Annotated in this window: 4 protein-coding genes and 1 pseudogene; 4 read left to right on the forward strand and 1 reads right to left on the reverse strand. The window is 62.8% G+C overall.

Translation table 11 applies throughout. The annotated features are described in order from the left end of the window. The first annotated feature begins 84 nt into the window (after positions 1-84). The 4 genes from H8F23_RS12710 to H8F23_RS12725 all read left to right on the forward strand — a co-directional run bounded on the left by H8F23_RS12710 (position 85) and on the right by H8F23_RS12725 (position 24672). Entirely contained in the window at positions 85-3486 is a 3402-nt protein-coding gene (locus H8F23_RS12710; RefSeq protein WP_194934586.1) for a non-ribosomal peptide synthetase, read from the forward strand. After that, positions 3483-11306, forward strand: coding sequence for a non-ribosomal peptide synthetase (locus H8F23_RS12715; protein ID WP_194934587.1), 7824 nt, complete (start codon positions 3483-3485; stop codon positions 11304-11306). The genes H8F23_RS12710 and H8F23_RS12715 overlap by 4 nt, the downstream gene beginning before the upstream one ends. Positions 11307-11319: 13 nt before the next feature. Continuing rightward, positions 11320-23640, forward strand: coding sequence for a non-ribosomal peptide synthase/polyketide synthase (locus H8F23_RS12720; RefSeq protein ID WP_194934588.1), 12321 nt, complete (start codon positions 11320-11322; stop codon positions 23638-23640). Positions 23641-23715: 75 nt separating this feature from the next. Continuing rightward, positions 23716-24672 (forward strand): alpha/beta hydrolase, encoded by a 957-nt coding sequence (locus tag H8F23_RS12725; RefSeq protein ID WP_194934589.1) that lies wholly within the window; start codon positions 23716-23718, stop codon positions 24670-24672. A gap of 1152 nt (positions 24673-25824) precedes the next feature. On the opposite strand, the pseudogene H8F23_RS28880 reads toward H8F23_RS12725, so the two are convergent. Next, positions 25825-25904: pseudogene (locus H8F23_RS28880) on the reverse strand (group II intron maturase-specific domain-containing protein); the annotation flags it as partial.

Here is a 25904-nt window from a genome sequence, read left to right on the forward strand (position 1 = left end):
CGCTAAATCATCGCGTTTGTCATTCGTTCTTGTTGATACGACCGGGTCTCCTGGTCACGCCGCCGATCAGCAAGGACCCCATGCATGAATGCCGCAGACGCCCAGAAACTAGCCCGTCGTTTTATCGAACTGCCACAGGACAAACGCCGTTTGTTCCTCGCCGGCATGGCCCGTGAGGGCATCGATTTTGCGCAGCTTCCCATGACTGCCTGTGACGGAATCGCCGCGCGAGACGGGCTTTCGTACGCCCAGCAGCGGATGTGGTTTCTTTGGCAACTGGACCCGCACAGTGCTGCCTACAACTTGCCGATGGCGGTGCGCCTGACGGGCGATCTGCAAGCACAGGCGCTGGAGCAGGCGTTCGGTCTGCTGGCGGCGCGGCACGAGTGCTTGCGCACCACCTTCGGTCAGGAAGGTGAGCGCGCGTTTCAGCGCGTCGCCGAACCGCAGCCGTTGAAACTGCCGATCACCGATCTCAGCGCATTGCCCGAGGCCCAGCGCTGGCCGCTGGTGCAACAGCACATGAGGGCTGAGGCCGCTCAGGCCTTCGATCTCGAGAACGGTCCGCTGCTCAGCCTGCGCCTGTTGCGTCTGGCCGAGCAGGAGCATGTGTTGCTGCTGACCTTGCACCACATCATCGCTGATGGCTGGTCGATGAACATTCTCATCGATGAATTCATGCGCACTTACGATGCTCTGGTGGCGGGGCGCGAGCCGTCGTTGCCGGCACTCACCGTGCACTACCGCGATTACGCCCTGTGGCAACGCAGTTGGCTGGAGGCCGGAGAGCGCGAGCGTCAGCTGGATTACTGGCGTGCACAATTGGGCGACGAGCATCCGCTGCTTGAGCTGCCGACCGATCGTGCCTATCCGGCGCAATCCAGCCATCAGGGCGCGCGTCTGGAAACGGTGATCGACGCAGCGCTGCGCCAAGAGCTGAAAAGCCTCGCGCAGCGTCAGGGCGTGACGCTGTTCGTGGTGCTGTTGGCGGCGTTCAAAACGCTGTTGCATCGCTACAGCGGCCAGACCGACATCCGCGTCGGCGGGTTGATTGCCAACCGCACGCGCAGCGAAACCGAAGGGCTGATCGGCTTCTTCGTCAACACGCAGATCCTGCGCAGTGAAGTCACCGCACAAACCCGTTTTGCCGATCTGTTGCAGAACCTGCGTCAGGCCGCGCTCGGTGCTCAGGTTCATCAGGATCTGCCGTTCGATGCCTTGATCGAAGCCTTGCAACCGGCGCGCAGCCAAAGCCACAACCCGCTGTTTCAGGTGATGTTCAACCACCAGCCGCTGGTGACCGACTTGCACGATGTGCAACTGGAGTCCGGTTTGCAGGTGGGCTATTTGACTGAGGAGCAATTGGCCGGCAGCGGTCGCCAACATGCCGCCACCAGCGACCTGATGCTCGACACCCGTGAGGAGGGCGAGCAGTTGTTCGCGGCCTTCACCTACGCCACCGATATTTTTGATGCCGCGACCATCGCCGCGATGGCCGGGCATTGGCGCAACATCCTCGCGTCCGTGTGTCGCGATCCGCAGCAAGTCGTCGGCGAAGTCGAACTGCTGGCGGAGGCGGAACGTGCACAACTGATTCAGGCCACCGCAGCAGAACCTGAGTTCGCCAGCGTGCAGAGCCTGTTCGAAGCGCAAGTAGCGCGCACGCCACAGGCATCGGCAGTGATTCTGGCGAGCGAACCGTCGCCGGCACTCAGCTATGCCGAGTTGAACACCCGCAGTAATCGTCTGGCCCATCAGTTGCGCGCTCGCGGTGTCGGCCCTGACGTGCTGGTCGGCGTGGCGCTGGGGCGCTCGCTGGAACTGGCGGTGGCATTGCTGGCGGTGCTCAAGGCCGGCGGCGCCTACGTGCCGCTGGATCCGCAAACCCCGGCCGAACGTTTGCGCCATGTGCTTGATGACAGTGGCTTGAAACTGTTGCTGACCGATCGCGAAAGCCTCGCCAGCCTGCCGGATCTGGATGACGTCGATTGCCTGTGCCTGGAGCAACTGGCCGACACTGATCAGGCCGACAATCTGCCGGTGACAGTCGCCGCACAAAACCTCGCCTATGTGATTTACACCTCCGGTTCCACCGGGCGGCCGAAAGGCGTCGCGGTCAGCCACGGCGCGCTGAGCGAGTTTATCGCCCGTGCCATTGATTACAGCGATCTGCGCGAAGGCGATCGCGTTCTGCAGTTCGCCACCAGCAGCTTCGACGGCTTTGTCGAGCAGTTTTTCCCGCCGCTGTGTCACGGCGCCGCAGTCGTCCTGCGCGATGCGCGGTTGTGGGACAGCGCGGCGTTGCATCAAGTGATTGTCGATCACGGCATCACCCTGGCCGACTTGCCGGCCGCTTATTGGTATTGGCTGGTGCAGGAATATGCCGCTCATCCACCGAGCGGCTTCGGTGCGCTGCGGCAGATTCACGTCGGTGGCGAGGCGATGGCGGTGGACGGTTTGCGCCTGTGGCAACAGGCCGGTTTGGGCCATGTGCGCTTGCTCAATACCTACGGGCCGACCGAAGCCACGGTGGTGTCGAGCATTCACGACTGCACGGCGCTGACGGCGGACGCCGTGTCGTGGCGCGGAATCCCGATCGGCCACGGTCTCGATGCGCGCCGTTTATACGTGCTGGACGATGATTTGAACTTGCTGCCGCAAGGCGCGGTGGGCGAGTTGTACATCGGTGGTCCGGGCCTGGCGCGGGGTTATCACCGTCAGCCGATGCTCAGCGCCGAGCGTTTTATCGCCGACCCGTTTGCCGATGGCCAGCGCCTGTACCGCACTGGCGACCGCGCGCGGCTGCGTGCTGATGGCGCGGTGGAGTACATCGGCCGGGTCGATCATCAAGTGAAGATTCGCGGTTTCCGCATCGAGCTTGGCGAAATCGAATCGCGCCTGCAGCAATGCCCTGGCGTTCGCGAAGCCGTGGTGCTGGCGGTGCCGCTCAGCGGCGGCCAGCAACTGGTGGCCTACGTAGTCGCCGATCAGGCCACGCTCGAAAACGCCGCGACGCAAGCGGCGTTCCGTCAGCAAATTCGCGCTGCCCTGCAAGCCCATTTGCCGGACTACATGGTGCCGGGCCACTTGCTGTTGCTGGCGAACCTGCCGCTGACACCCAGCGGCAAACTCGATCGCAAGGCCTTGCCGGCACCGGATCCGAGTCAACTGCAAGGCGACTATCGCCCGCCGCAAACAGTCACCGAACAACAATTGGCGCAGATCTGGGCAGAGGTCCTGCAAGTGGCACGGGTCGGTCTGGATGATCACTTCTTTGAACTGGGCGGCCATTCGTTGCTGGCGGCGCAGGTGATCGCGCGCATCAACACTCAATTGGGCGTGGTGCTGCCACTGCGCAGCCTGTTCGAGAAACCGCTGCTGACCGATCTGGCCGCCGTGCTGGCGCAACTGGCTGACGGCGCAACGAACGACGACTGGTCCGACATGGATCAGTTCATGAATGCTTTGGAAGGAGAAGAAGTATGAGCGGCACCATGGCGGAACGTATCGCGAAGAGGTTCGTCGGCTTGCCGCTGGAACAGCGTCGGCTGTTTCTGGCCAAGCTGCGCGAAGATGGCAAGGACTTCAGCCTGTTGCCGCTGCCGGTCAGTCGTCACGATGTCGCACCGATTCCGTTGTCGTTCGCTCAGCAGCGCCTGCTGTTTCTCTGGCAACTCGAACCGCAAAGCGCTGCCTACAACATGGCCGCCGGCCTGCGCCTGAGCGGGCGTCTGGACGAAGTGGCACTGCAGCGTTCGTTCGATCATCTGGTGGCGCGCCATGAAGTCCTGCGCACGGTGTTCCAGACTGACGGTGATCAGCCGCATCAGGTGATCCTTGCACAGCAACCGCTGGTCGTGGAGCGCATCGACCTGACGGACTTGCCGACAGCAGAACGCGAGCAAGCGTTGGCGCAACAGGTGCAGGCCGTCACCGCACGACCATTCGATTTGCGCCACGGGCCGCTGCTGCGCGCGAGTTTGTTTGCCTTGGCCGACGAGGAATTCGTGCTGGTGGTGAGCATGCACCACATCGTCTCTGACGGCTGGTCGATGGACGTGATGGTCAAGGAATTCGTCCAGTGCTATCAGGCCTTCAGCCTCGAACGCGAACCGCAATTGCCGGCGCTGGCGCTGCAATACGCTGACTACGCGATCTGGCAACGGCGCTGGCTGGAAGCCGGTGAGGGCGAGCGTCAACTCGATTACTGGCGTCAGCAATTGGGTGAAGAGCATCCGCTGCTGGAAGTGGCACCGGACTTTGCCCGGCCACTGACGCAAAGCTTCGAAGGTCAGACGCTGAGTTTTGATTTCGGTGCGCCGCTGTCCCTGCAGCTCAATGCCTTTGCCCGCAGTCAGGGCATCAGCCTGTTCATGCTGGTGCTGGCCGGGTTCTCGTTGTTTCTGTCGCGGCAGGCCGGGCAGCGCGACATTCGCGTCGGCGTGCCAAATGCTAACCGTGGTCGTGCTGAAGTCGAAGGGCTGATCGGCTTTTTCGTCAACACCCAAGTGCTGCGTTGCGAGGTGGATGAGCGCGGCAGTTTCGAGGATTTGCTGGCGCGGGTGCGCGAAGCCGCATTCGGCGCGCAGGCGCATCAGGAGTTGCCGTTCGAGCAACTGGTGGACGAGTTGGTGGCTGAACGCACCCTCGGCCACAACCCGCTGTTCCAGGCCAAGTTCAACCAGAACGTCGGTATGCAGAAACAGCGCGCGATGGCTCTGCCAGGGCTGACGGTTGCCGAATATCCGCTGGACAAGGACGGCACCCACTTCGATCTGGCGCTGGACATTACCGATGACGGCACGCTGATTCACGGCCAGATGACTTATGCCAGCGATCTCTATCGCCCGGAAACCGTCGAAGCTTTCGTACCGGCGTTGCTCGGTTTGTTCAGCGCGTTGCTGGAAGCACCGCAAGCGCCACTTCACAGCATCGCCACGCTCGCGCCGGCCACGCTGAACGCACCTGCAAATCCGGCGTTGCTGGTGTTGCAGCACTGGGATCGTGAAGTCGCGCGCCAGCCCGAAGCACTGGCCGCGCGCGACCTGAATCAGGCCTTGAGTTTTCAGGCGCTGGATCAGGCGGCCAATCGACTGGCCCATCATTTGCGCGCCCAAGGCGTGCGCGACGGCCAGCCGGTGGCAGTGCTGATGGAGCGTTCGCTGGACTGGCTGACCTGTGTGCTGGCGATCTTCAAGGCCGGCGCGGTGTACATGCCGCTCGACGTCAAGGCGCCGGACGCACGTTTGCAGCAGATGCTCGGCGCTGCGAAAGCACGGCTGCTGTTGTGCGCCGAAGACGATGCGCGTGTCTGCGCGCTGGCGGTCGATGGCTGTCAGGGCATCGCCTTTGCAGCGTTGCAGTGGCAGTCAATGCCGGACACGTGCCCAGCCGTGACGCTGTGCGCGCAATCACCGGCGTACGTGATTCACACCTCCGGTTCCACCGGGCAACCGAAAGGCGTACTGGTCAGCCACGGTGCGCTGGGCAGTTATGTGCGCGGTGTGCTGGAGCGGATGGCGCCGACGGCGGACAGCAGCATGGCGCTGGTCTCGACCATTGCTGCGGATCTGGGTTTTACCGTGCTGTTCGGGGCGCTGTGTTCCGGGCGCTTGTTGCATGTCTTGCCGGAAGAATTGGGCTTCGATCCGGACCGCTTTGCCGAGTACATGGCCGCGCATCAAGTGGGCATGCTGAAAATCGTTCCCGGCCATCTGGCCGCGTTGTTGCAGGCCGCGCGGGCTCCCGACGTGCTGCCGGAACACGCGTTGATTGTCGGCGGTGAAGCGTGCTCGCTGGCGCTGGTCGAGCGCGTGCGCCAGCTCAAACCGGGCTGCCGCCTCATCAACCACTACGGGCCGAGCGAAACCACGGTGGGCGTACTGGCCCATGAAGTCGGTGATCTGACCCTGACGCGCAGCGTACCGGTCGGTAGCGCGCTGGCCGGCGCTCACGTTTACGTGCTCGACGATGTGCTGAATAACGTCGCCGATCAGGTGGCTGGCGAGTTGTATATCGGTGGTGACAGCGTGGCGCTGGGCTACCTGAATCAGCCGGGGCTGACGGCCGAGCGCTTCCTGCCCGATCCGTTTGGCGCGCCGGGTGCGCGGGTGTATCGCAGTGGTGACCGGGTACGCCGCAATCGTCAGCAAACGGTGGAGTTCATCGGCCGCGCCGACGATCAGGTCAAGGTGCGCGGTTATCGCGTGGAGCCGGCGGAAGTCGCGCGGGTGTTGCTGGGCCTCGACGGCATCAGTGAAGCGGCGGTGCTGGCGCTTTCACTGGATGACGACCCGACGCGTCTGCAACTGGTCGCGTGGTGTGTGCCGGCGGCGGGGCGGACCTTGCAAGCGCAGGCGCTGCGCGAGCAATTGCAGGCGTGCCTGCCGGATTACATGGTGCCGGCGCAGATTGTGCTATTGGAAACATTGCCACTGACGGCCAACGGCAAGCTCGACAAACGTGCCTTGCCGGTGCCGGGCGTGGTCACTCAGCACTTCGTCGCGCCAGTGGGTGAAGTCGAAGAAAAACTCGCGGCGATCTGGGCCGATGTGCTCAAGCTTGAACGCGTGGGCAGCAGCGACAACTTCTTCGAACTGGGCGGTGACTCGATCCTCAGCCTGCAGATCATTGCCCGGGCCAAACGCCAGGGCATCAAGCTGAGCCCCAAGCAACTGTTCGAAAAACAGACCATCGGCCAACTGGCAGCGGTGGCCAAGTTGATCGAAGCCAAAGCCGTCGCGGCTGCGGCACCTGCCGCTCGCGGACCGTTGCCGTTGTTGCCGATTCAGGCACGTTTCTTCGCAACCCCGATTGCCCAGCGTCAGCACTGGAACCAGTCGGTGATGTTGCAGCCGACCACACCGCTCGACGCCGCGCATCTGCGCACAGCGCTGGCCGCGCTGATCGAACAGCACGACGCATTGGCGCTGAGCTTCCAGGCGTCCGCCGACGTGTGGCAGGCAATGCCGCAGCCCCAGCGTGATCCGCAGCTGTTGTGGGTGCGTGAGCTGGACAGCCTGGACGCTTTGCCGGCACTCGCCGACGACGCCCAGCGCAGTCTGAATCTGCACCAAGGGCACTTGGTGCGGGCGGTGTTGGTGAATCTGCCGAATGCTGAGCAACGCCTGTTGCTGGTTATCCATCACCTGGTGGTCGACGGTGTGTCGTGGCGCATTCTGCTGGAAGATCTGCAGCACGCTTACACTGCGCTGGCGGCGGGCACGCCGCTGGTCTTGCCGGGCAAAAGCAGCTCGCTGCACAGCTGGGCCGAGCATTTGCACCGTTACGGGCAAAGCGCAGCGCTGGCCGCTGAGAGCGCCTACTGGCGGCAAACCCTGGCGGCGGGCGACGCGCAACTGCCACGGGATTTCCCGCAGGACACCCAGACCCGCGCACAAGCGGCCCGGGCCAGCACGCGCTTGAGTCAGGCGCTGACCCATAAGCTGCTGAAAGTGGCGCCAGCGGCGTATCGCACGCAGATCAACGACCTGTTGCTGACGGCGCTGGCGCGGGTGTTGTGTGACTGGAACGAACAGCCTTCGGTACTGATTCAGCTCGAAGGTCATGGTCGCGAAGATCTGTTCGACGACATCGACCTGAGCCGCACCGTGGGCTGGTTCAGCAGCCTGTTCCCGGTGCGCCTGACCCCTGAATCGACGCCGGGTGCGTCGCTGTGCGCGATCAAGGAACAACTGCGGGCGGTGCCGGGCAAAGGCATCGGATTTGGTGTGCTGCGTTATCTGAGCCAATCCGCCGAGTTGCAAGGATTGCCGCAGCCGTGCGTGACCTTCAACTACCTCGGCCAGTTCGACGGCGCGTTCAACGCCGACGCGGGTGCGCTGTTCGTGCCGAGCGGCGAAAGCACCGGCGCCAATCAGGACGCGGCCGCGCCGCTGGGTAACTGGCTGAGTGTTGACGGTCAGGTCTACGGCGGTGAGCTGGAATTGACCTGGACCTTCGGCAGCGGCATGTATCGCGCAGAAACCGTCGAGGCGCTGGCCGAAGCCTATCGTCGCGAGCTTGAGCGTTTGATCGAACATTGCTGCGACAGTGGCGAGGTGGCTGTGACGCCGTCGGACTTCAGTCTGGCAACGCTGACCCAGGCACAGCTCTCGGCGCTGCCGATCCCGGCCCGCGACATCGTCGACCTCTATCCGCTGTCGCCGATGCAGCAGGGCATTCTGTTCCACAGCGTCAACGATCCGGACAGTCCGGCGTACACCAATCAATTGCGCGTCGATGTGCAACAACTCGACGCCGAGCGCTTCCGTCTAGCGTGGCAGCAAACCGTTGATGCCCACGAGATCCTGCGCACGGCATTTGTCTGGCCACAAGACGCTGCCGCCGCAGTACAAGTGGTGCGTCAGAGTGCGCAGATGCCATGGCGCGTGCAGGACTGGCGTGATCGTGCTGACCTCGGCGCGGCGCTGGAGCAACTGGCCGGCGAGGACTTGGCCAACGGTTTCGACCTGACCGGCGCGCCGCTGTTGCGGGTGACGCTGGTGCGCACCGACGAGGCCACGCATCACCTGATCTACACCTGCCATCACATCCTCATGGACGGCTGGAGCACCTCGCAGTTGTTCGGCGAAGTGCTGCAGCGGTATGCCGGCATGACCCCGGTGGCCGGGCAGGGGCGTTATCGCGATTACATCGAATGGCTGGGTCAGCGCGATCAGCAGGCCAGCCGTGATTTCTGGACGAAGGCTCTCGCGGATCTTGACGAACCGACGCGTCTGGCCAGTGCCTTGTCGGGCGGGCAGCACGCGGCCAGCGGTTACGCCGATCACGAGCATGTATTCAGCGAAACCTTGACGGCGGACTTGAACCGCTTCGCCCGCGAGCAGAAAGTCACCCTCAACACCTTGGTGCAAGCGGCGTGGCTGGTGCTGTTGCAGCGTTATACCGGGCAGGACCATGTGGCATTCGGCGCCACGGTTGCCGGGCGTCCGACGGATTTGCCGGGTGTCGAGCAGCAGATCGGTCTGTTCATCAACACCTTGCCGGTGGTCGCGGCGCCGTCCGCCGAGATCGCCGTCAGCCAGTGGCTGCAACAGGTGCAGGACGTCAATCTGGCCCTGCGCGAACACGAGCACACGCCGCTCTACGACATTCAGCGTAGGGCCGGTGCCGGTAACGGCGCGTTGTTCGACAGCATTCTGGTGTTCGAAAACTATCCGATGGCCGAAGCGCTGCAACAGGGCCCGGCCACCGGTCTGACGTTCTCGGCGATTCGTCGTCAGGAACAGACCAACTACCCGTTGACGCTGGTGGCGGTCACCGGGCGTGAACTGAGCCTGGGGCTCAGTTACGACCGGGCCAGTTTCGATGCAGCCGCAATCAGCGGTTTGAGCGCGCAACTGGAGAGCCTGCTGACGCAGTTCCTCGCCGATGCCTCACAACCGCTGGGTGCGTTGCAATTGCTCGCCGAACCGCAGCGTCAACAAGCCATCGCTTGGGGCAAGGCCGACGTCACGGCCACGGACGCGCGTACGGTGCTGGAACACCTCGCCGCGCAAGTGCAGCGCCAACCGCAAGCGCTCGCGGTGCTGTTCGCCGAACAACAGATCGATTACCAACGCTTCGATGCTCGGGCCAATCGTCTGGCGCACAAGCTGCAGGCACTGGGCGTCGGGCCGGAGGTGCGCGTCGGCGTGTGCATGCGACGCACGCCGGATATGCTCGTGGCGTTGTTGGCCATTCTCAAGGCCGGTGGCGCGTATGTGCCGCTGGATCCGGACTACCCGCAGGAACGCTTGCTGCACATGCTCGACGACAGCCGCGCCGCTGTGCTGATCACCGAGCCGGCCGCGCTGACGCTGTTGCCTGAAAACTTGAGTGCGCAAGTGCTGTTGCTGGAGGAGGGTGCGTTGAACGCGTTTCCGGCCAGCGCACCGCAGGCGAATGTCACTGCGCAGAATCTGGCGTACGTCATCTACACCTCCGGTTCCACCGGCAAACCGAAAGGCGTAGCCATCACCCACGGCAACCTGTCGGCGCTGATTCAGTGGTCGGCCGGGGTCTATCGCGAAGAACAGTTGCGTGGCGTGCTGGCGTCGACATCGATCTGCTTCGACCTGTCGGTCTGGGAGATTTTCGTCACCCTGGCTTGCGGTGGCTGTCTGGTGCTGGCGGATAACGCGCTGGCGCTGGCCGATTTGCCGGCCCGCGAACAGGTCACCCTGATCAACACGGTGCCGTCGGCGATTGCCGCGCTGCAACGGGCCGGGCAGATTCCGCATTCGGTCGCGACCATCAATCTGGCCGGCGAGCCGCTCAAGCAGAGCCTGGTCGACACGTTGTACGCGAGCACGTCGGTGCAGCAGGTTTACGACCTCTACGGGCCGTCGGAAGACACCACCTATTCGACCTTCACCCTGCGCACACCCCAGGGGCAGGCCAACATCGGCCGGCCGTTGCCGAACACCGTGGCCTATCTGCTCGACAGCCAGTTGCAAGTGCTGCCGAGTGGCGTGCCTGCCGAGTTGTATCTGGGCGGTGCCGGTGTCACCCGGGGTTATCTGCTGCGCGCGGCACTGACCGCCGAGCGCTTTGTGCCGAACCCGTACGCCAGCAACGGCGAGCGCCTGTACCGCACTGGCGATCTGGTGCGCCAGGGCCACGACGACAACATCGAGTACATCGGCCGGGCCGACCATCAGGTGAAGATTCGCGGCTTCCGTATCGAACTCAGCGAAATCGAAGCGCGGCTGCTGGAGCAGGATGAGATCCGTGAAGCCGTGGTGCTCGCGCAGGACGGTGCCGCCGGCAAGCACCTGCATGCCTACGTGGTGGCGCAGGCAGTGGTCGATCAAACGGTGTTGGCGGAACGCTTGCGCAATGCGCTGGCCAGTCGCTTGCCGGCGCACATGGTGCCGGGCCACTTGCACCTGATCGACGCCATCCCGCTGACCCCCAACGGCAAGCTCGATCGCAAGGCGCTGATGGCCTTGGGCGACGGCCCGACGCAGCAGCACTATCAGGCGCCACAAAGCGATTTGCAGTGGGAGGTGGCGACGATCTGGCAGGAGGTGCTGGAGGTCGAGCAGGTGGGCCTCGCGGACAATTTCTTCCAGCTCGGCGGGCATTCGTTGCTGGCCACGCTGGTGGTGACCCGGATCAAGGAACGTCTGGGCGACAAGGTGCCGCTCAAGGAGCTGTTCGAAACCGATACCCTCAAGGCGTTCTGCGCGCGAATCGAGGCTCTGCGCGTCGAAATGTCGCCCGTTCAGGATGAATTGGCTAAATCCCTGGAGGCCCTCAAACGTCTATCCCTCGATGATCTGGAAAAACTGATTTCTTGAGAGGGAAAAACGCGTGCAAGAGTTAATCGAGTCGGTAGGACAACTTTCGGCTAAGCAAAGAAAGGCTCTGGCGGTTCTGCTCAAGCAGAAAGGCGTCAACCTCTTTGACATTGCCCCGGTTTTCAAGCGCACGGCCGAAGAGCCGTTGCTGCTGTCCTACGCTCAGCAGCGCCAGTGGTTTCTCTGGCAGTGGGCGCCGCACAGTGCGGCCTACAACATTCCGACGGCCCTGCGTTTACAGGGCCCGCTGGATGTCAGCGCGCTGGAGCGCAGCGTTCAGGCGCTGATCGAACGACACGAAACCTTGCGCACGGTGTTCTCCCAGGAAACCGCGCAACCTTTGCAAGTGGTCCTGCCCGCAGGGCCCTTTGCACTGGAGATTCATCAACTGAGCGCTGAGCTGGCCAACGACGCGGATGCCTCGATCCAGACGTTCGTGCAGACCCAGAGCCAGAAAACTTTCGACCTGCAGCACGGCCCGCTTTTGCGCGCAGCGCTGCTGCAAGTCAGCCCCAATGACCATGTGCTGGTGCTGACCCTGCACCACATCGTCTCCGATGGCTGGTCGCTGCAAGTGATGATCGAGGAACTGGTGCAGCTCTACGCCGGTTTCAACCTCGGTCACGACGCCGGTCTGCCGGCCTTACCGATTCAGTATGCCGACTACGCCTTGTGGCAGCGGCAGTGGATGGAGGCCGGTGAGCAGGAGCGGCAACTGGCCTACTGGCAAGAGAAACTCGGTGGCGAACAACCGGTGCTGGAGCTGCCGATGGATCGCCCGCGCACCATCGAGCAAAGCTTCGCCGGCGCCAGCCACAACCTGATTCTCGATCCGGCGCTGAGCAACGCGCTCAAAGCCTTCGCCCGGCAAGAAAACGTCACCCTGTTCGTGGTCTTGCTGGCCTCGTTCCAGGCCTTGTTGCACCGCTACAGCGGTCAGGCCGACATACGCGTTGGCGTGCCGAATGCCAACCGTGGCCGGGTAGAGATCGAGCGGCTGATCGGCTTCTTCGTCAACACTCAGGTGCTCAAGGCCGACATCGATGGGCAGATGTCCTTTGTCGATCTGCTGCGTCAGGTCAAACAGACCGCGCAAGAAGCGCAGGCCCATCAGGACTTGCCGTTCGAGCAACTGGTCGAAGCACTGGAACCGGGCCGCAGCCTCAGTCACAGCCCGCTGTTCCAGGTGATGTTCAACCATCAGGCCGAGCGCCGCGCGAGCGTCGAAACCCGTTTGAATGGCCTGAGCATCGAGCCACTGGAATGGCAGAGCCAGACCGCGCAGTTCGACCTGACCCTCAACACCACCGAACAAGCCCATGGCATCGAAGCCGTGCTCAAGTACGCCACCGATCTGTTCGACGCCGCGACCATTGAGCGTCTGGCACAACACTGGAATGCGCTGTTGCAGGCCATCGTCGCCGCGCCGACCCAGCGCATCGGTCAGTTGCCGATGCTCGATGCCGGCCAGCAGCAACAATTGCTGGCGCAGTGGAACCCTGAGCGCATCGAACAACCGCTCGGACAGTGCATTCACCAAGCCATTGAAGCGCAGGCCGAGCGTTATCCCGACGCGATCGCCGTGACGTACGACGGGCAACGCCTGACGTACGCCGGACTCAATCGCCGCGCCAATCAGTGGGCGCATGCGTTGATCGCCCGTGGCGTCGGCCCGGACGTGCGCGTTGGCGTAGCGGTCGAGCGTTCGCTGGACATGATTGTCGCCATCCTTGCCGTGCTCAAGGCCGGTGGCGCTTATGTGCCGCTGGATCCGGGCTATCCGGATGATCGCTTGAGCTACATGATCGCGGACAGTGGCATCGAACTGCTGTTGACCCAGGGTCATCTGCTCGCGCAACTGCCGGTACCACCGGGACTGGCGTGCCTCGATCTGAATCAGGCCCTAGAGCCCGGCAACGAAACCAATCCGCTGTGCCTGACCACGCCGGACAGCCTGGCGTACGTCATTTACACCTCTGGCTCCACCGGCAAACCGAAAGGCGCATTGCTGCCGCACGGCAACGTCATGCGGCTGTTCAGTGCCACCGAGCACTGGTTCGATTTCGGCCCGCAGGACAGCTGGACGCTGTTCCACTCCTACGCCTTCGACTTCTCGGTCTGGGAGATTTTCGGCGCGCTGCTGTATGGCGGCAAACTGGTGGTGGTGCCGCATGACATCAGCCGTTCTCCGGAAGATTTCTACACGCTGCTGTGCGATGAAAACGTCACTGTGCTGAACCAGACGCCGTCGGCGTTCAAGCCCTTGATGCAGGTCGCCAGCGAGTCGTCGCGCAACAACGCTCTGCGCTACGTGGTGTTCGGCGGCGAGGCGCTGGAAGTGCAGAGCCTGCGCCCGTGGTTCGAACGCTTCGGCGACCGTGCACCGACGCTGATCAACATGTACGGCATCACTGAAACCACGGTGCACGTGACCTACCGGCCGTTGTCGATGGCCGATCTTGAACAAAGCCACAGCAGCCCGATCGGCGAGCCGATTGTCGACCTGTCGTGGTACTTGCTCGACAGCTCGCTGAACCTGGTGCCGCAAGGCTGCATCGGTGAGTTGTACATCGCCGGTGCCGGTCTGGCCCGGGGTTACCTGAATCAGGCCGGCATGACCGCCACGCGTTTCGTTCCCGACCCGTTCAATCCGCAGGCCGGCGAGCGCTTGTATCGCACCGGCGACCTGGCGCGGCTGCGCGGCGATGGGGTGATCGAGTACATCGGCCGTATCGACCATCAGGTGAAGATTCGCGGTTTCCGTATCGAACTGGGCGAAATCGAAGCGCAACTGCTCAAGCATGCCGAGGTGCGCGAAGCCGTGGTGCTGGCGGTCGACGGCATCAGCGGCCAGCAACTGGCGACGTGGATTGTCGCGAACGAGGTGCTGGACGCTGAAGGGCAGGGCGCACTGCGCGATTCAATCAAGGCACATTTGCGCGAGACCCTGCCGGACTACATGGTTCCGGTCAGTTGGGCGTTCCTTGAGCGTCTGCCGCTGACGGCCAACGGCAAACTCGATCGCAAGCAACTGCCGCATCCGGAAGTTGCGCAGGTACAGGAAGTCTATGCCGCGCCGCGCAACGAACTGGAACAGCGTCTGGCCGAGATCTGGCAGGACGTGTTGAAGGTCGAGCGTGTCGGCCTCAACGACAACTTCTTCGAGCTGGGCGGCGACTCGATCATTTCGATTCAAGTGGTCAGCCGCGCGCGTCAGGCCGGCATTCGCTTCAGCCCCAAAGACATCTTTCAGCACCAGACCGTGCAGCGTCTGGCGACCGTCGCGCAACAGAGTGACGCGGTGCAGATGCAGCAGGGCGAAGTACTCGGCGACGCGCTGCTGACACCGATCCAGCATTACTTTTTCAACAGCGACATTCCGGCGCGGCATCACTGGAACCAGTCGATCCTGCTGACCCCGGCCACCGCGCTGCACGCGGCGCCGCTGGAGCAGGCGCTGGTGCAGTTGCAGCACCACCACGACGCCTTGCGCCTGCGTTACCGCCAAACCAACGCTGGCTGGCAGCAGAGCCACGCGCCGGCGGATCAGGCGCAAGGTTTGCTGCGCACGGTCACGCTGGACGACAGCGCAGCATTGCCAGCGCTGTGCCTGGACTTGCAACGCAGCCTCGATCTGCTCGATGGTCCGCTGATTCGCGCGGCATTGGTCGACTTGCCGGACGCGAGTCAGCGGCTGTTGCTGGTGATCCACCACCTGGTGGTCGATGGCGTGTCGTGGCGCATTCTGCTCGAAGACTTGCAAAGCGCTTATCAACAACTGAGCAGCGGTCAGGCCGTGCGTCTGCCGGCCAAGACCAGCGCGTTCAAGGATTGGGGCGAGCGTCTGCAGGCGCATGCCCGTAGCGCTGAACTGGAAAGTGAACTGGATTACTGGCGTGGGCAACTGCGCGAGATGTCGGTCGAGCTGCCGCTGGACAACCCGCAGGGCCAGTTGAGCAACCGTTTCGAGCGCAGCGTCGATACGCGTCTCGACGCCGAGCGTACCCGTCAGCTGCTGCAACAGGCACCGGCGGTTTATCGCACCCAGGTCAACGACTTGCTGCTGACCGCGCTGGCCCGCGTGTTGTGCCAATGGACGAACACCGACAGTGCACTGGTGCAGCTTGAAGGCCATGGCCGCGAAGACCTGTTCGATGACGTCGACCTCAGCCGCACGGTAGGTTGGTTCACCAGCATGTTCCCGGTGCGCCTGACCCCGGACGCCAGTCTGGAAACCTCGATCAAAGGCATCAAGGAGCAACTGCGCGCGATCCCGAACAAAGGCATCGGTTATGGCTTGCTGCGTCATCTGGGCAGCGCCGAGTCGCAAGGGGTCTTGAACGAACTGGCGCAACCGAAGGTGACGTTCAACTACCTCGGCCAGTTCGACAACAACTTCGATGAACACGCCCTGTGGGTGCCGGCCACTGAAGACAAGGGCGCCGGTCAGGACGAAAACGCGCCGATGGCCAACTGGCTGACCATCGATGGCCGGGTTTATCAGGGGCAGTTGAGCCTGACCTGGACCTACAGCGGTGATGTCTTCGAAGAGGCGACCATCAACGCGTTGGCCCGCGCCTACGAAGTGGCGCTGGGCGAGTTGATCGACCATTGCCTGAGCCATCCGAGCGGTGGTTTGACACCATCGGATGTGCCGTTGGCCGGGTTGTCCCAGGCGCATCTGGATAGCTTGCCGATTGCTGCCCAGCGCATCGAGGACATCTATCCGCTGGCGCCGATGCAGCAAGGCATCCTGTTTCACAGCCTGTACGACGCCGATGCCAGCGCCTATGTCTATCAGATGCTGCTGGATATCGACGGCCTCGACGTGGCGCGTTTCCAGCAGGCCTGGCAGCGCGTGGTGGATCGCCATGAAGTGCTGCGCGCCGGTTTTATCTGGGGCCGCGATGGCCTCGATGCGCCGCTGCAAGTGATCAATCGCCAGTTGACCCTGGAAATGCCCGAAGTCGATGTGCGCGGTGTGGTGGATCTGCCGGCCGTGCTCGAAGCGCGGGCGCAGGCTGATCGCGAACGCGGTTTCGATCTGCAGAATCCACCGCTGCTGCGCCTGTGCCTGCTGCGCACGGCCGATGATCGCCATCGCTTGATTTTTACCTGCCACCACATCCTCATGGATGGCTGGAGCAACTCGCGGATGTTCGGCGAGGTGTTGCAGGATTACGCCGGTCAGCCGGTGCCAAGCGCGCAGGGCCGTTATCGCGACTTCCTCGTCTGGCTGCAAGGTCAGGACAAGGCGGGCGCAGAGGCATTCTGGCGCGGACAACTGGCCGCACTGGACGAACCGACCCGACTGGCTTCGGCCTGTCACGGGCGTACCGTGCCGGGGCCGGGCAAACAGATGCATCGCCTGCATTTCAACCAAGCCTTCACTCAGCGTCTGAACGGTTTCTCCCGTCAGCAGCAAGTGACCCTCAACAGTCTGGTGCAAGCCGCGTGGTTGCTGGTGTTGCAGCGCTACACCGGTCAGGCCACGGTGGCCTTTGGTGCGACCGTGTCCGGGCGTCCGGTGGATCTGCCGGGCATCGAGCAGCAATTGGGCCTGTTCATCAACACCTTGCCGGTGATCGCCAGCCCGCAAGCCACGCTCAGTGTCGGCGACTGGGTGCGCAGCGTGCAGGACAAAAACCTGTTGCTGCGCGACTACGAGCAGACGCCGTTGCAGGACATCCAGCGTCTGGCCCAGCTGAGCGGCGAAGCGTTGTTCGACACCTTGCTGGTGTTTGAAAACTATCCGGTGTCCGAAGCGCTGGAAGCCAATCCGGGCGGTCTGCGTTTCGCTGGCCTGGAGCACCGTGAGCAAACCAATTACGGCCTGACCCTGATCGCCGGGGCCAGCGACGTCCTGAACCTGGACTTCAACTACCTAACCGAACACTTTGCCGAACGCAGCGTGCTAGGTCTGGCGGGGCATCTGGAAGAAGTGCTGCGGCAATTCATCGAGGCACCACAGCGTCTGCTCGGTGAAATCGGCCTGTTGCCACTCGCCGAACGCCAGACCCTGGCGCAATGGAACGACCATCAGGCCGCGTATCCGGCTGAGCGGTTGATCCCGCAAAGTTTTGAACGTCGCGTCGCAGCACATCCACAGGCACTGGCGCTGAGTCATGCCGGCGTCACCCTGAGCTATGCCGAACTCAATCAACGCGCCAACCAGTTGGCTCATCATCTTGTGGCACTGGGTGTCGGTGCGGAAATCCGTGTAGGCGTGGCGATGCCGCGTTCGGCGGAGCTGGTTATCGCCCTGATGGCGGTGCTCAAGGCCGGTGGCACCTATGTGCCGCTGGACCCGGATTACCCGGCGGATCGCGTGGCCTACATGCTCGACGACAGTCAAGCGAAAGTATTGCTGACGCAGCAGTCGCTGCTGGCGCAACTGCCGCAGACCGATGCGCAGGTGGTGCTGGTCGAGGCCGGTGGTGCAGCATTTGCCGAGCAGCCTGCGGACAATCTTCCTGCGCGCGGGGATTCGGCCAATCTGGCTTACGTGATCTACACCTCCGGCTCTACCGGCAAGCCGAAAGGCGTGGCCATTGCCCATCGCAACGTGCAGGCGCTGATTCACTGGTCCGCCGAGGTCTACAGCGAAGACGATCTGCAAGGGGTGCTGGCGTCGACGTCGGTGTGCTTCGACCTGTCGGTGTGGGAGATCTTCGTCACCCTCGCACGCGGCGGCTCGATCGTCATGGCGCGCAATGCCCTGGAACTGCCGGACTTGCCGGAGCGCGATCAGGTGCGCCTGATCAACACCGTGCCGTCGGCGATTGCCGCGCTGCAACGCACCGGGCAGATTCCGCCAGGCGTGCGCATTATCAACCTCGCCGGCGAGCCACTGAAGCAGAGCCTGGTCGACACGCTCTACCGCGAGACGGCGGTGGCGCGCGTCTACGACCTGTACGGGCCGTCGGAAGACACCACCTATTCGACCTGCACCCGCCGCGAACTCGGTGGGCAGGCGAACATCGGCCGGCCGCTGGTCAACACCACGGCGTATATGCTCGACGGCCAATTGCAGCAAGCGCCGCTGGGCGTGGCGGCTGAGCTGTATCTGGCCGGCGACGGCATCACCCGTGGCTACCTGTTCCGCCCGGGCCTGACCGCCGAACGGTTCGTGCCCAATCCCTTCTCGAGCAGCGGCGAACGCATGTACCGCACCGGCGACCTGACCCGCTTCAGCGATGACGGTCGGATCGAATACGTCGGGCGTATCGATCATCAGGTCAAGGTGCGCGGTTTCCGCATCGAACTGGGTGAAATCGAAGCGCGTCTGCTCGCTCAGGACAGTGTGCGCGAGGGCGTGGTGCTGGCGGTGGATGGCCACAGCGGCCAGCAACTGGTGGCGTATGTGGTGCCAAGTGACAGCAGCCTCAGCCTCGAACAATTGGACGATTTGAGTGAAACGTTGCAGGCCGCGCTCAAGGCGCATCTGCCGGACTACATGGTGCCGACGCAGTGGCTGTTCCTCGAACAGTTGCCGCTGACCCCCAACGGCAAACTCGACCGCAAGGCCTTGCCGGCAGCGGACGTCAGCCAGTCGCAGCGCGAATACTTGGCGCCATCGACGCCGTTGGAGCAGCAACTGGCGGAGGTCTGGCAGGACATCCTGAAGATCGAGCGGGTCGGCGTGACCGATAACTACTTTGCGCTGGGCGGCGACTCGATCATCTCGATTCAACTGGTCAGCCGTGCGCGTCAGCAGGGAATTCGCTTCACCCCCAAAGACCTGTTCCAGCAGCAGACCGTGCAGAAACTCGCCGCTGTGGTTGCGCTCGAGTCGTCGACCGACGAGGCGCCGGTGGATTATTCGCTGGCCCGACTCGATCAGGCGCAGCTCGATGCGTTGCCGGTCCCGGCCGACCAGATCGAGGATGTCTACCCGCTGTCGCCGATGCAGGAAGGCATGCTCTTTCACACGCTGTCGGATAACGGCAGCAGTCTTTACGTGCAACAGGTAAGCCTGCCGATCAAGGGCCTGGATGTGGAGCGCTTCCGCCAGGCGTGGGAATTCGTCATCGCCCGTCAGGCGATTCTGCGCACCAGTTTCCATTGGCAGGACGGCCTGGCCAAACCGTTGCAGGTGGTGCATCGCCATGCGCCGTTGCAAATGCAGGTACTCGATTGGCGTGATCGGGAGACGAGCGAGGAACTGATTGCCGAGTTCGCCAGCGCTGACCGTGCGCTCGGTTTCAATCTGGCCGATGCGCGTTTGTTGCGAGTGACCCTGCTGCGCCTGAGCGACGATCAGTACCAGATGATCTGGACCAGCCACCACATCCTCATGGACGGCTGGAGCAGTTCGCGGCTGTTCGGTGAGGTGCTGCAGTATTACGCCAAGGGCGAAATCATCGGCGAGAACGGTCGTTACCGCGACTTTATCGCCTGGTTGCAGGCGCAGGATCAGGACGCCCAGGAGCTGTTCTGGAAGGCGCGACTGGCGGCGGTCAACGAGCCGACGGCACTGAGCCAGGCGATGCACCCGCGCCACAGCGCCGATATCGCCGGTCACGATGCAATCTATTCGAACTGGGATAAAGCGCAGACCGCGCGGCTGTTGCAGTTCTGTCGCGACCTGCGGATCACCCCCAACACGCTGATTCAGGGCGCATGGTTGCTGCTGTTGCAACGCTACACCGGGCAGCAGACGGTGACCTTTGGCGCCACGGTGTCGGGGCGTCCGGAAAGCCTGGCGAATGTCGGCAACATGCTCGGTCTGTTTATCAACACCTTGCCGATCATTCAGACCCCGCAAGCCGATCAGCGTCTGGCTGACTGGCTGGGCGAAGTGCAGGCCTACAACCTCGACATTCGCGATTATTCCCAGGCGCCGCTGGCGGATGTACAGCGCTGGTCCAGCCTCGGTGGGCAGGCGTTGTTCGACAGCATCGTGGTGTTCGAAAACTTCCCGATCGACGATCGCTTGCAGGAAGACAACGACACCGATCTGACCTTCGGCAAATCCATTGGCCATGGCGTGACCAACGTGCCGATGGACCTCGCGGTGATGCTCGGCGACGAGTTGTCGATCGAATACTTGTACCTGCGCAGCCACTTCAGCGCCGAGGCGGTTGCAGGCATTCGCCAGACCATGGAAAACACCCTCGCCGCGATGCTGGCGGCGCCATACGAGCGCCTCGGTAATTTGCAGCGCCTGAGCGGCGAGCAATGGCAAGCGGCGCAAGCCTGGAGTGCCGAGCCGACGCACACTCATCAAGCCGCGCTGTTGCCGGAACTGATCAGCCGTCACGCGCAACAGCAGCCGCAGGCCATCGCCCTGCAATGCGCCGGAATGAACCTGACCTACGCCGAACTCGAGCAACGCGCCAACCGACTGGCGCACTGCCTGATCGAACACGGTGCCGGGCCGGAAGTGGTGATCGGCGTGGCCTTGCCGCGCTCGCTGGAAATGGTTGTGAGTTTCCTCGCCGTGCTCAAGAGCGGTGCGGCGTACGTGCCGCTGGACATCGACTATCCGCCGGAGCGTCTGGCGTACATGATCGAAGATTCCGGCATGGCGTTGTTGCTGACCCAGAGCAGCCTGCGCAGCACACTGCCGGCGCCGCAAGGCCTGCTGCGTCTGGAAATCGATCACCTCGACGAAAGCCGCTACGCCGACCACGCCCCCGAACGTCGCGTGCAGGAGCAGGGCCTGGCGTATCTGGTCTACACCTCGGGTTCCACCGGCCGACCGAAAGGCGTCGCGGTGACCCAAGGCCCGCTGAGCATGCATTGTCAGGCCATCGCCGAGCTGTACGAAATGGACGCCAGCAGTTGCGAGCTGCACTTTATGTCGTTCGCCTTCGACGGGGCCCATGAGCGCTGGTTGAGCACCTTGTACAGCGGCGGTCGTCTGGTGATTCGCGACGGTTGCCTGTGGACGCCGGAGCAGACCTATCAGGCGCTGCACGATTACGGCATCACCATCGCCTGCTTCCCGCCGGCCTATCTCAAGCAACTGGCCGAGTACGCGGCGGCCAGCGGAATCGCGCCGCCACCCGTGCGCATCTATTGCTTCGGCGGTGACGCGGTGCCGGATCAGACCTTCGAGCAGGTCAAGGCTGCGCTGCGTCCGCAGTTCTTCACCAACGGCTACGGCCCGACCGAAACCGTGGTCACGCCGATGCTCTGGAAAGTCCCGGTCAGCCAGCATTGCGAAGCGGCGTACGCGCCGATCGGCCGTGCCGTGGGCGCGCGCTCGCTGTACGTGCTGGACGAAGACCTGAACCCGCTGCCGCCAGGCTTTGCCGGGGAGCTGTACATCGGCGGCTATGGCGTCGCCCGGGGTTATCACGGCCGTCCGGACCTGACCTGCGAGCGCTTCGTGCCCAACCCGTTCGCGGCGGGCGAGCGCCTGTATCGCAGCGGCGATCTGGTGCGTTTGCGCGCCGACGGTGTGGTCGATTACGTCGGCCGTATCGACCATCAGGTCAAGGTCCGCGGCTTCCGCATCGAACTGGGTGAAGTCGAGGCCAGTCTGCGCCAGTTGCCTTCGGTGACCGATGCACTGGTGATCGCCCGCGACAATGCCTCCGGCAAGCAACTGATTGGTTATGTGGTCACCGCAAGCGGCGAGGACATCGGCGATGAACTCAAGGCGGGCCTGCGCGCCTCGTTGCCGGAATACATGGTGCCGGCACAGATCGTTTGCCTCAGTGCTTTCCCGGTAACGCCAAACGGCAAGCTGGATCGCAAGGCGCTGCCGGAACCGGAATTCAAAACCGAAGAATACGTCGCCCCGCGCAACGAGCAGGAAAGCCTGCTCGCGGACATCTGGGCGCAGGTGCTGCAGGTCGAACAAGTGGGCATCAGCGACAACTTCTTCGAACTGGGCGGCGATTCGATTCTGAGTTTGCAGGTGATCTCCCGCGTCAGAAACCACCCGACGTTGCAGATGGACCTCAAGCTGCGCGACCTGATGCGTTATCAGACCATCGCCGGCATCGTCGAGCAGGAAGCGGCGAAGGAAGGCACGGCACAACCGCAGACGGACGTCACGCACGTGGCCGCCGAGGGCTTGTTCAATCTCTTGCCGATTCAGGAGTGGTTTTTTGCCGAAGGCATGGCCGAGGCGCATCACTACAACCAGTCATTGCTGTTGAGCGCGCGTCAGCCGCTGGACCTCGATGCGCTGGAGCAGGCACTGGGCTGGATCGAGCAACATCACGACTCGCTGCGCCTGCGTTTCTCCCACGAAGGCGAGCGTTGGATGCAGCGTTACTGCGACCTCAGTGAACAGGGCGAGACGCTGCTCTGGCGCCGCGAGGCGGACAACAGCGAGCAGGTTGAAGCCTTGGCCAACCTTGCCCAGCGCAGCTTGAAACTCGACGACGGGCCCGTCTGGCGGGTGATGCATGTCGCCTTGCCGGATGGCCAGGCGCGCCTGCTGGTGGTGATTCACCACTTGGTGGTCGACACCGTGTCGTGGCGAATTCTGCTCGACGATTTGAAAGTGGCCTACGAGGCCTGCGTGCAGGGGCTGCAGCCGAAACTGCCGATTCGCACCAGCAGTTACCGATCGTTCGCCGAAGCCTTGCAGGCGCAGGCTCCGGTGATTGCCGAGCAGGAACTGGGCTATTGGCTGGAGCAACTGGATCAGCCAGGCGTCGACTTGCCGTGCGACAACCTGCGCGGCAAAAACCTCGTGCGTCAGCAGGCACAGGCGCGGCTCAAATTGTCCCGCGAGCACACGGAACAACTGCTCAAACAGGCCCCAGCGGTGTATGGCACGCAGATCAACGACCTGCTGTTGTCGGCGCTCAGCCGTGCCTTGTGCCGCTGGAGTCAACAACCGTCGGCGTTGATCCTGCTCGAAGGCCATGGTCGTGAAGACCTGTTCGAGGCCATCGACCTGAGCCGCAGCCTGGGCTGGTTTACCAGCATGTTCCCGGTGCGTTTGCGCCCTGACAGCGACGACATCGGCCAGTCAATCATCAATGTGCAGGCACAGTTGGCAGCGGTGCCGCAGAAAGGCATCGGCTATGGCGTGCTGCGGCATCTGGCAGGCGCTGAGGTGTCGAGGCAACTGGCCGGGCTGCCGCAGGCGCGAGTCACGTTCAACTACCTGGGGCAATTCGACCAGAGCTTCGACGAGCAGGCCTTGCTGGTGCCGGCGCTGGAAGAAACCGGTGACAACTACAGCCTGAAAGCCAATCTGGGCAATTGGCTGGAAATTGTCGGCCAGGTCTATGACGGTCAGTTGGCCTTGCGTTGCATCTACAGCAGCCAGCGTTATCGCGCCGGCACCATGGATGCCTTGATGAGCGATTACCAGCGTGAGCTGGAAGCGTTGGTCGAGCATTGCATGGCACGCGCGGGCTGATCGCCACGCGTTCAGTCATCTTCGGGGGCGCTGCCGCGGCGCGCCCCTTTTTTTGCCGATACAAGGATTTTAGCGATGTCGTTACACCCTGATCTGGAAGCCTTCCTCGATCTGGCCCAAGACAGCCAGGACGCCGGCCTGCCGGCCATGCACCAAATGACCCCGAGCGAAGCCCGCGCGACTTTCGAGCAGACCACGGCGCAACTGCGCTGGGCGGCGCCTGAAGACGTGTTGGTCAGCAAAATCGACACGTTGGCACGCGATGGTGCGCCGCTGGCACTGCGCCTGTATCGCCCCAACGCTGCGGTCTCACCGATGCCGGTGCTGGTGTATTTCCATGGTGGCGGTTTTGTTGTCGGCAGCCTCGATTCTCACGACGGTGTGTGCCGCGAGTTTTGTCAGCGCACGCCGTGTGCGGTGTTGTCGGTCGGCTATCGACTGGCCCCGGAGCATCGTTTTCCAACGGCGCTGGAGGATGGCGAAGACGCTTTGTCATGGTTGGCGGAAAACGCTGTGAGCCTTGGCCTTGATACCACGCGTGTGGCGTTTGGTGGCGATAGTGCCGGCGCGACGTTGGCCACGGTGCTGGCGCTGCAGGCGGTGGTGCAACCGCACACTGTGGCCATCGCACCCAAGGCACAGTTGTTGTGCTATCCGGTGACCGATGCATCGCGCGTGCACGATTCGCGGTTGTTGTTCAGCGAGGGATATTTGTTGGAGAGCGATACGCTTGACTGGTTTTATCAGCATTACGCCCGCAGTCCGCAAGATTATCTGGATTGGCGCTTTTCGCCGTTGTTGGCGGAGGATCTGCAGGGGGTGGCGCCGGCGATTGTGTTGTTGGCGGGTTTTGATCCGTTGCTTGATGAGGGGCAGGCTTACGCTGATAAGTTGCGGGGGCAGGGGGTGAGTGTTGAGGTTGAGCATTGTCCGGGGCTGACGCATGATTTGCTGCGGATGGCTTCGGTGATGCCTGATGTATTGCGGGTGCATGAACGCCTGAGCCGGGCGTTGGCGGGGGTGTTGGGGTGATCATTTTCTTGGTTGGTTTTGGGGGCATATCCGTTGCTGCGGTAACGGCGGCTTAGGGTTCCGCCCTTACGGCGGGTCACTTTGTCCAGACGCCGAAAAAGTAACCAAAAAGGCTTGCTCCTACGTGCGGCCCGCTCGCTGGGGCTCGGGGTTCCTTCGCTGCGGGATCGATCCGGGCGCAGCGCCTACGGTTTGCTTCGCTGCACCTCCTCTCGCTGTGTTTGGCTTCGCCAAACGGTCGCTGCGCTCCCACGCCCGGATCAATCCCTCCACTCAGCCTTCCGACGTCGCCTTACAGATCAAGATCAAGAGCAGGCGAGCTGACACTCGGCCTATTGAGTGGTGAGGAGCAACAGCGTGTTCGGCTTTGGATTGGTGTTGGATTCACCCCTCATCGGAACGCCGCCCGCCCAGCCCTCTCCCGAGGGAGAGGGAGCCGATTTTTGGGCTTTTCAAAATCTGAGTTCGACGCGGTATCGCATGTCGGCGAAGCTTTCCCGAACATCTCAGTCAGTCCCCTCTTTCTTGGGGGGTGAGGGGCTGATTTGTTTGCTTTTTAGAGCCTGAGTTCAGCGCGGTATCGCATGTCGGCGTAGCTCGCCCGATCACCTCGATCAATCCCCTCTCCCTCCGGGAGAGGGCTAGGGTGAGGGGCTTTTGATCTGGCTTTTGATCTGGCTTTTGATCTTGTTCTGGCTCTGGCTCTGGCTCTGGCTCTGGCTCTGGCTCTGGCTCTGGCTTTGGCTTTGGCTTTTGATTTTTTGCCCCTTCGGCAGGCCGAGCGGAGGTGTTCATCCGGGGGGTAGGCGCGCAGCGCCGTTCGACGAAGTCGAACACATCGAGAGGAGGTGCAGCGAAGCCAACCGTAGGCGATGCCCCCGGATGGACACCGTAGCGAGGGAACACTGAGCCTCAGCGAAGTGCCGTACGCCGGGGCAAAGCCTTTTGGGTTACCTTTTCGGCGTTTGGAAAAGGTAACTCGCTGTAAGAGCGAAACCGCCAGCGGCACCACCCGCAGCAACGGATATGCCCCCAAAACCCAAAGAGCATGGTCGGCCCGAAGGCCGCCAAGACCAACAGGATCGAGTAGGAGGCGGATTCACATCCGCCGTCCTCTCACACCACCGTACATACGGTTCCGTATACGGCGGTTCAAGTTATGCGGTTAAGCCGGTTTATCGTATCCAGTATCGAGACCAGTCCGAGTCGATCCCACAGCTTCTTCGGCAGCG

The sequence above is a fragment of the Pseudomonas neuropathica genome, from assembly GCF_015461835.1.
Classification (GTDB): Bacteria; Pseudomonadota; Gammaproteobacteria; order Pseudomonadales; family Pseudomonadaceae; genus Aquipseudomonas; species Aquipseudomonas neuropathica.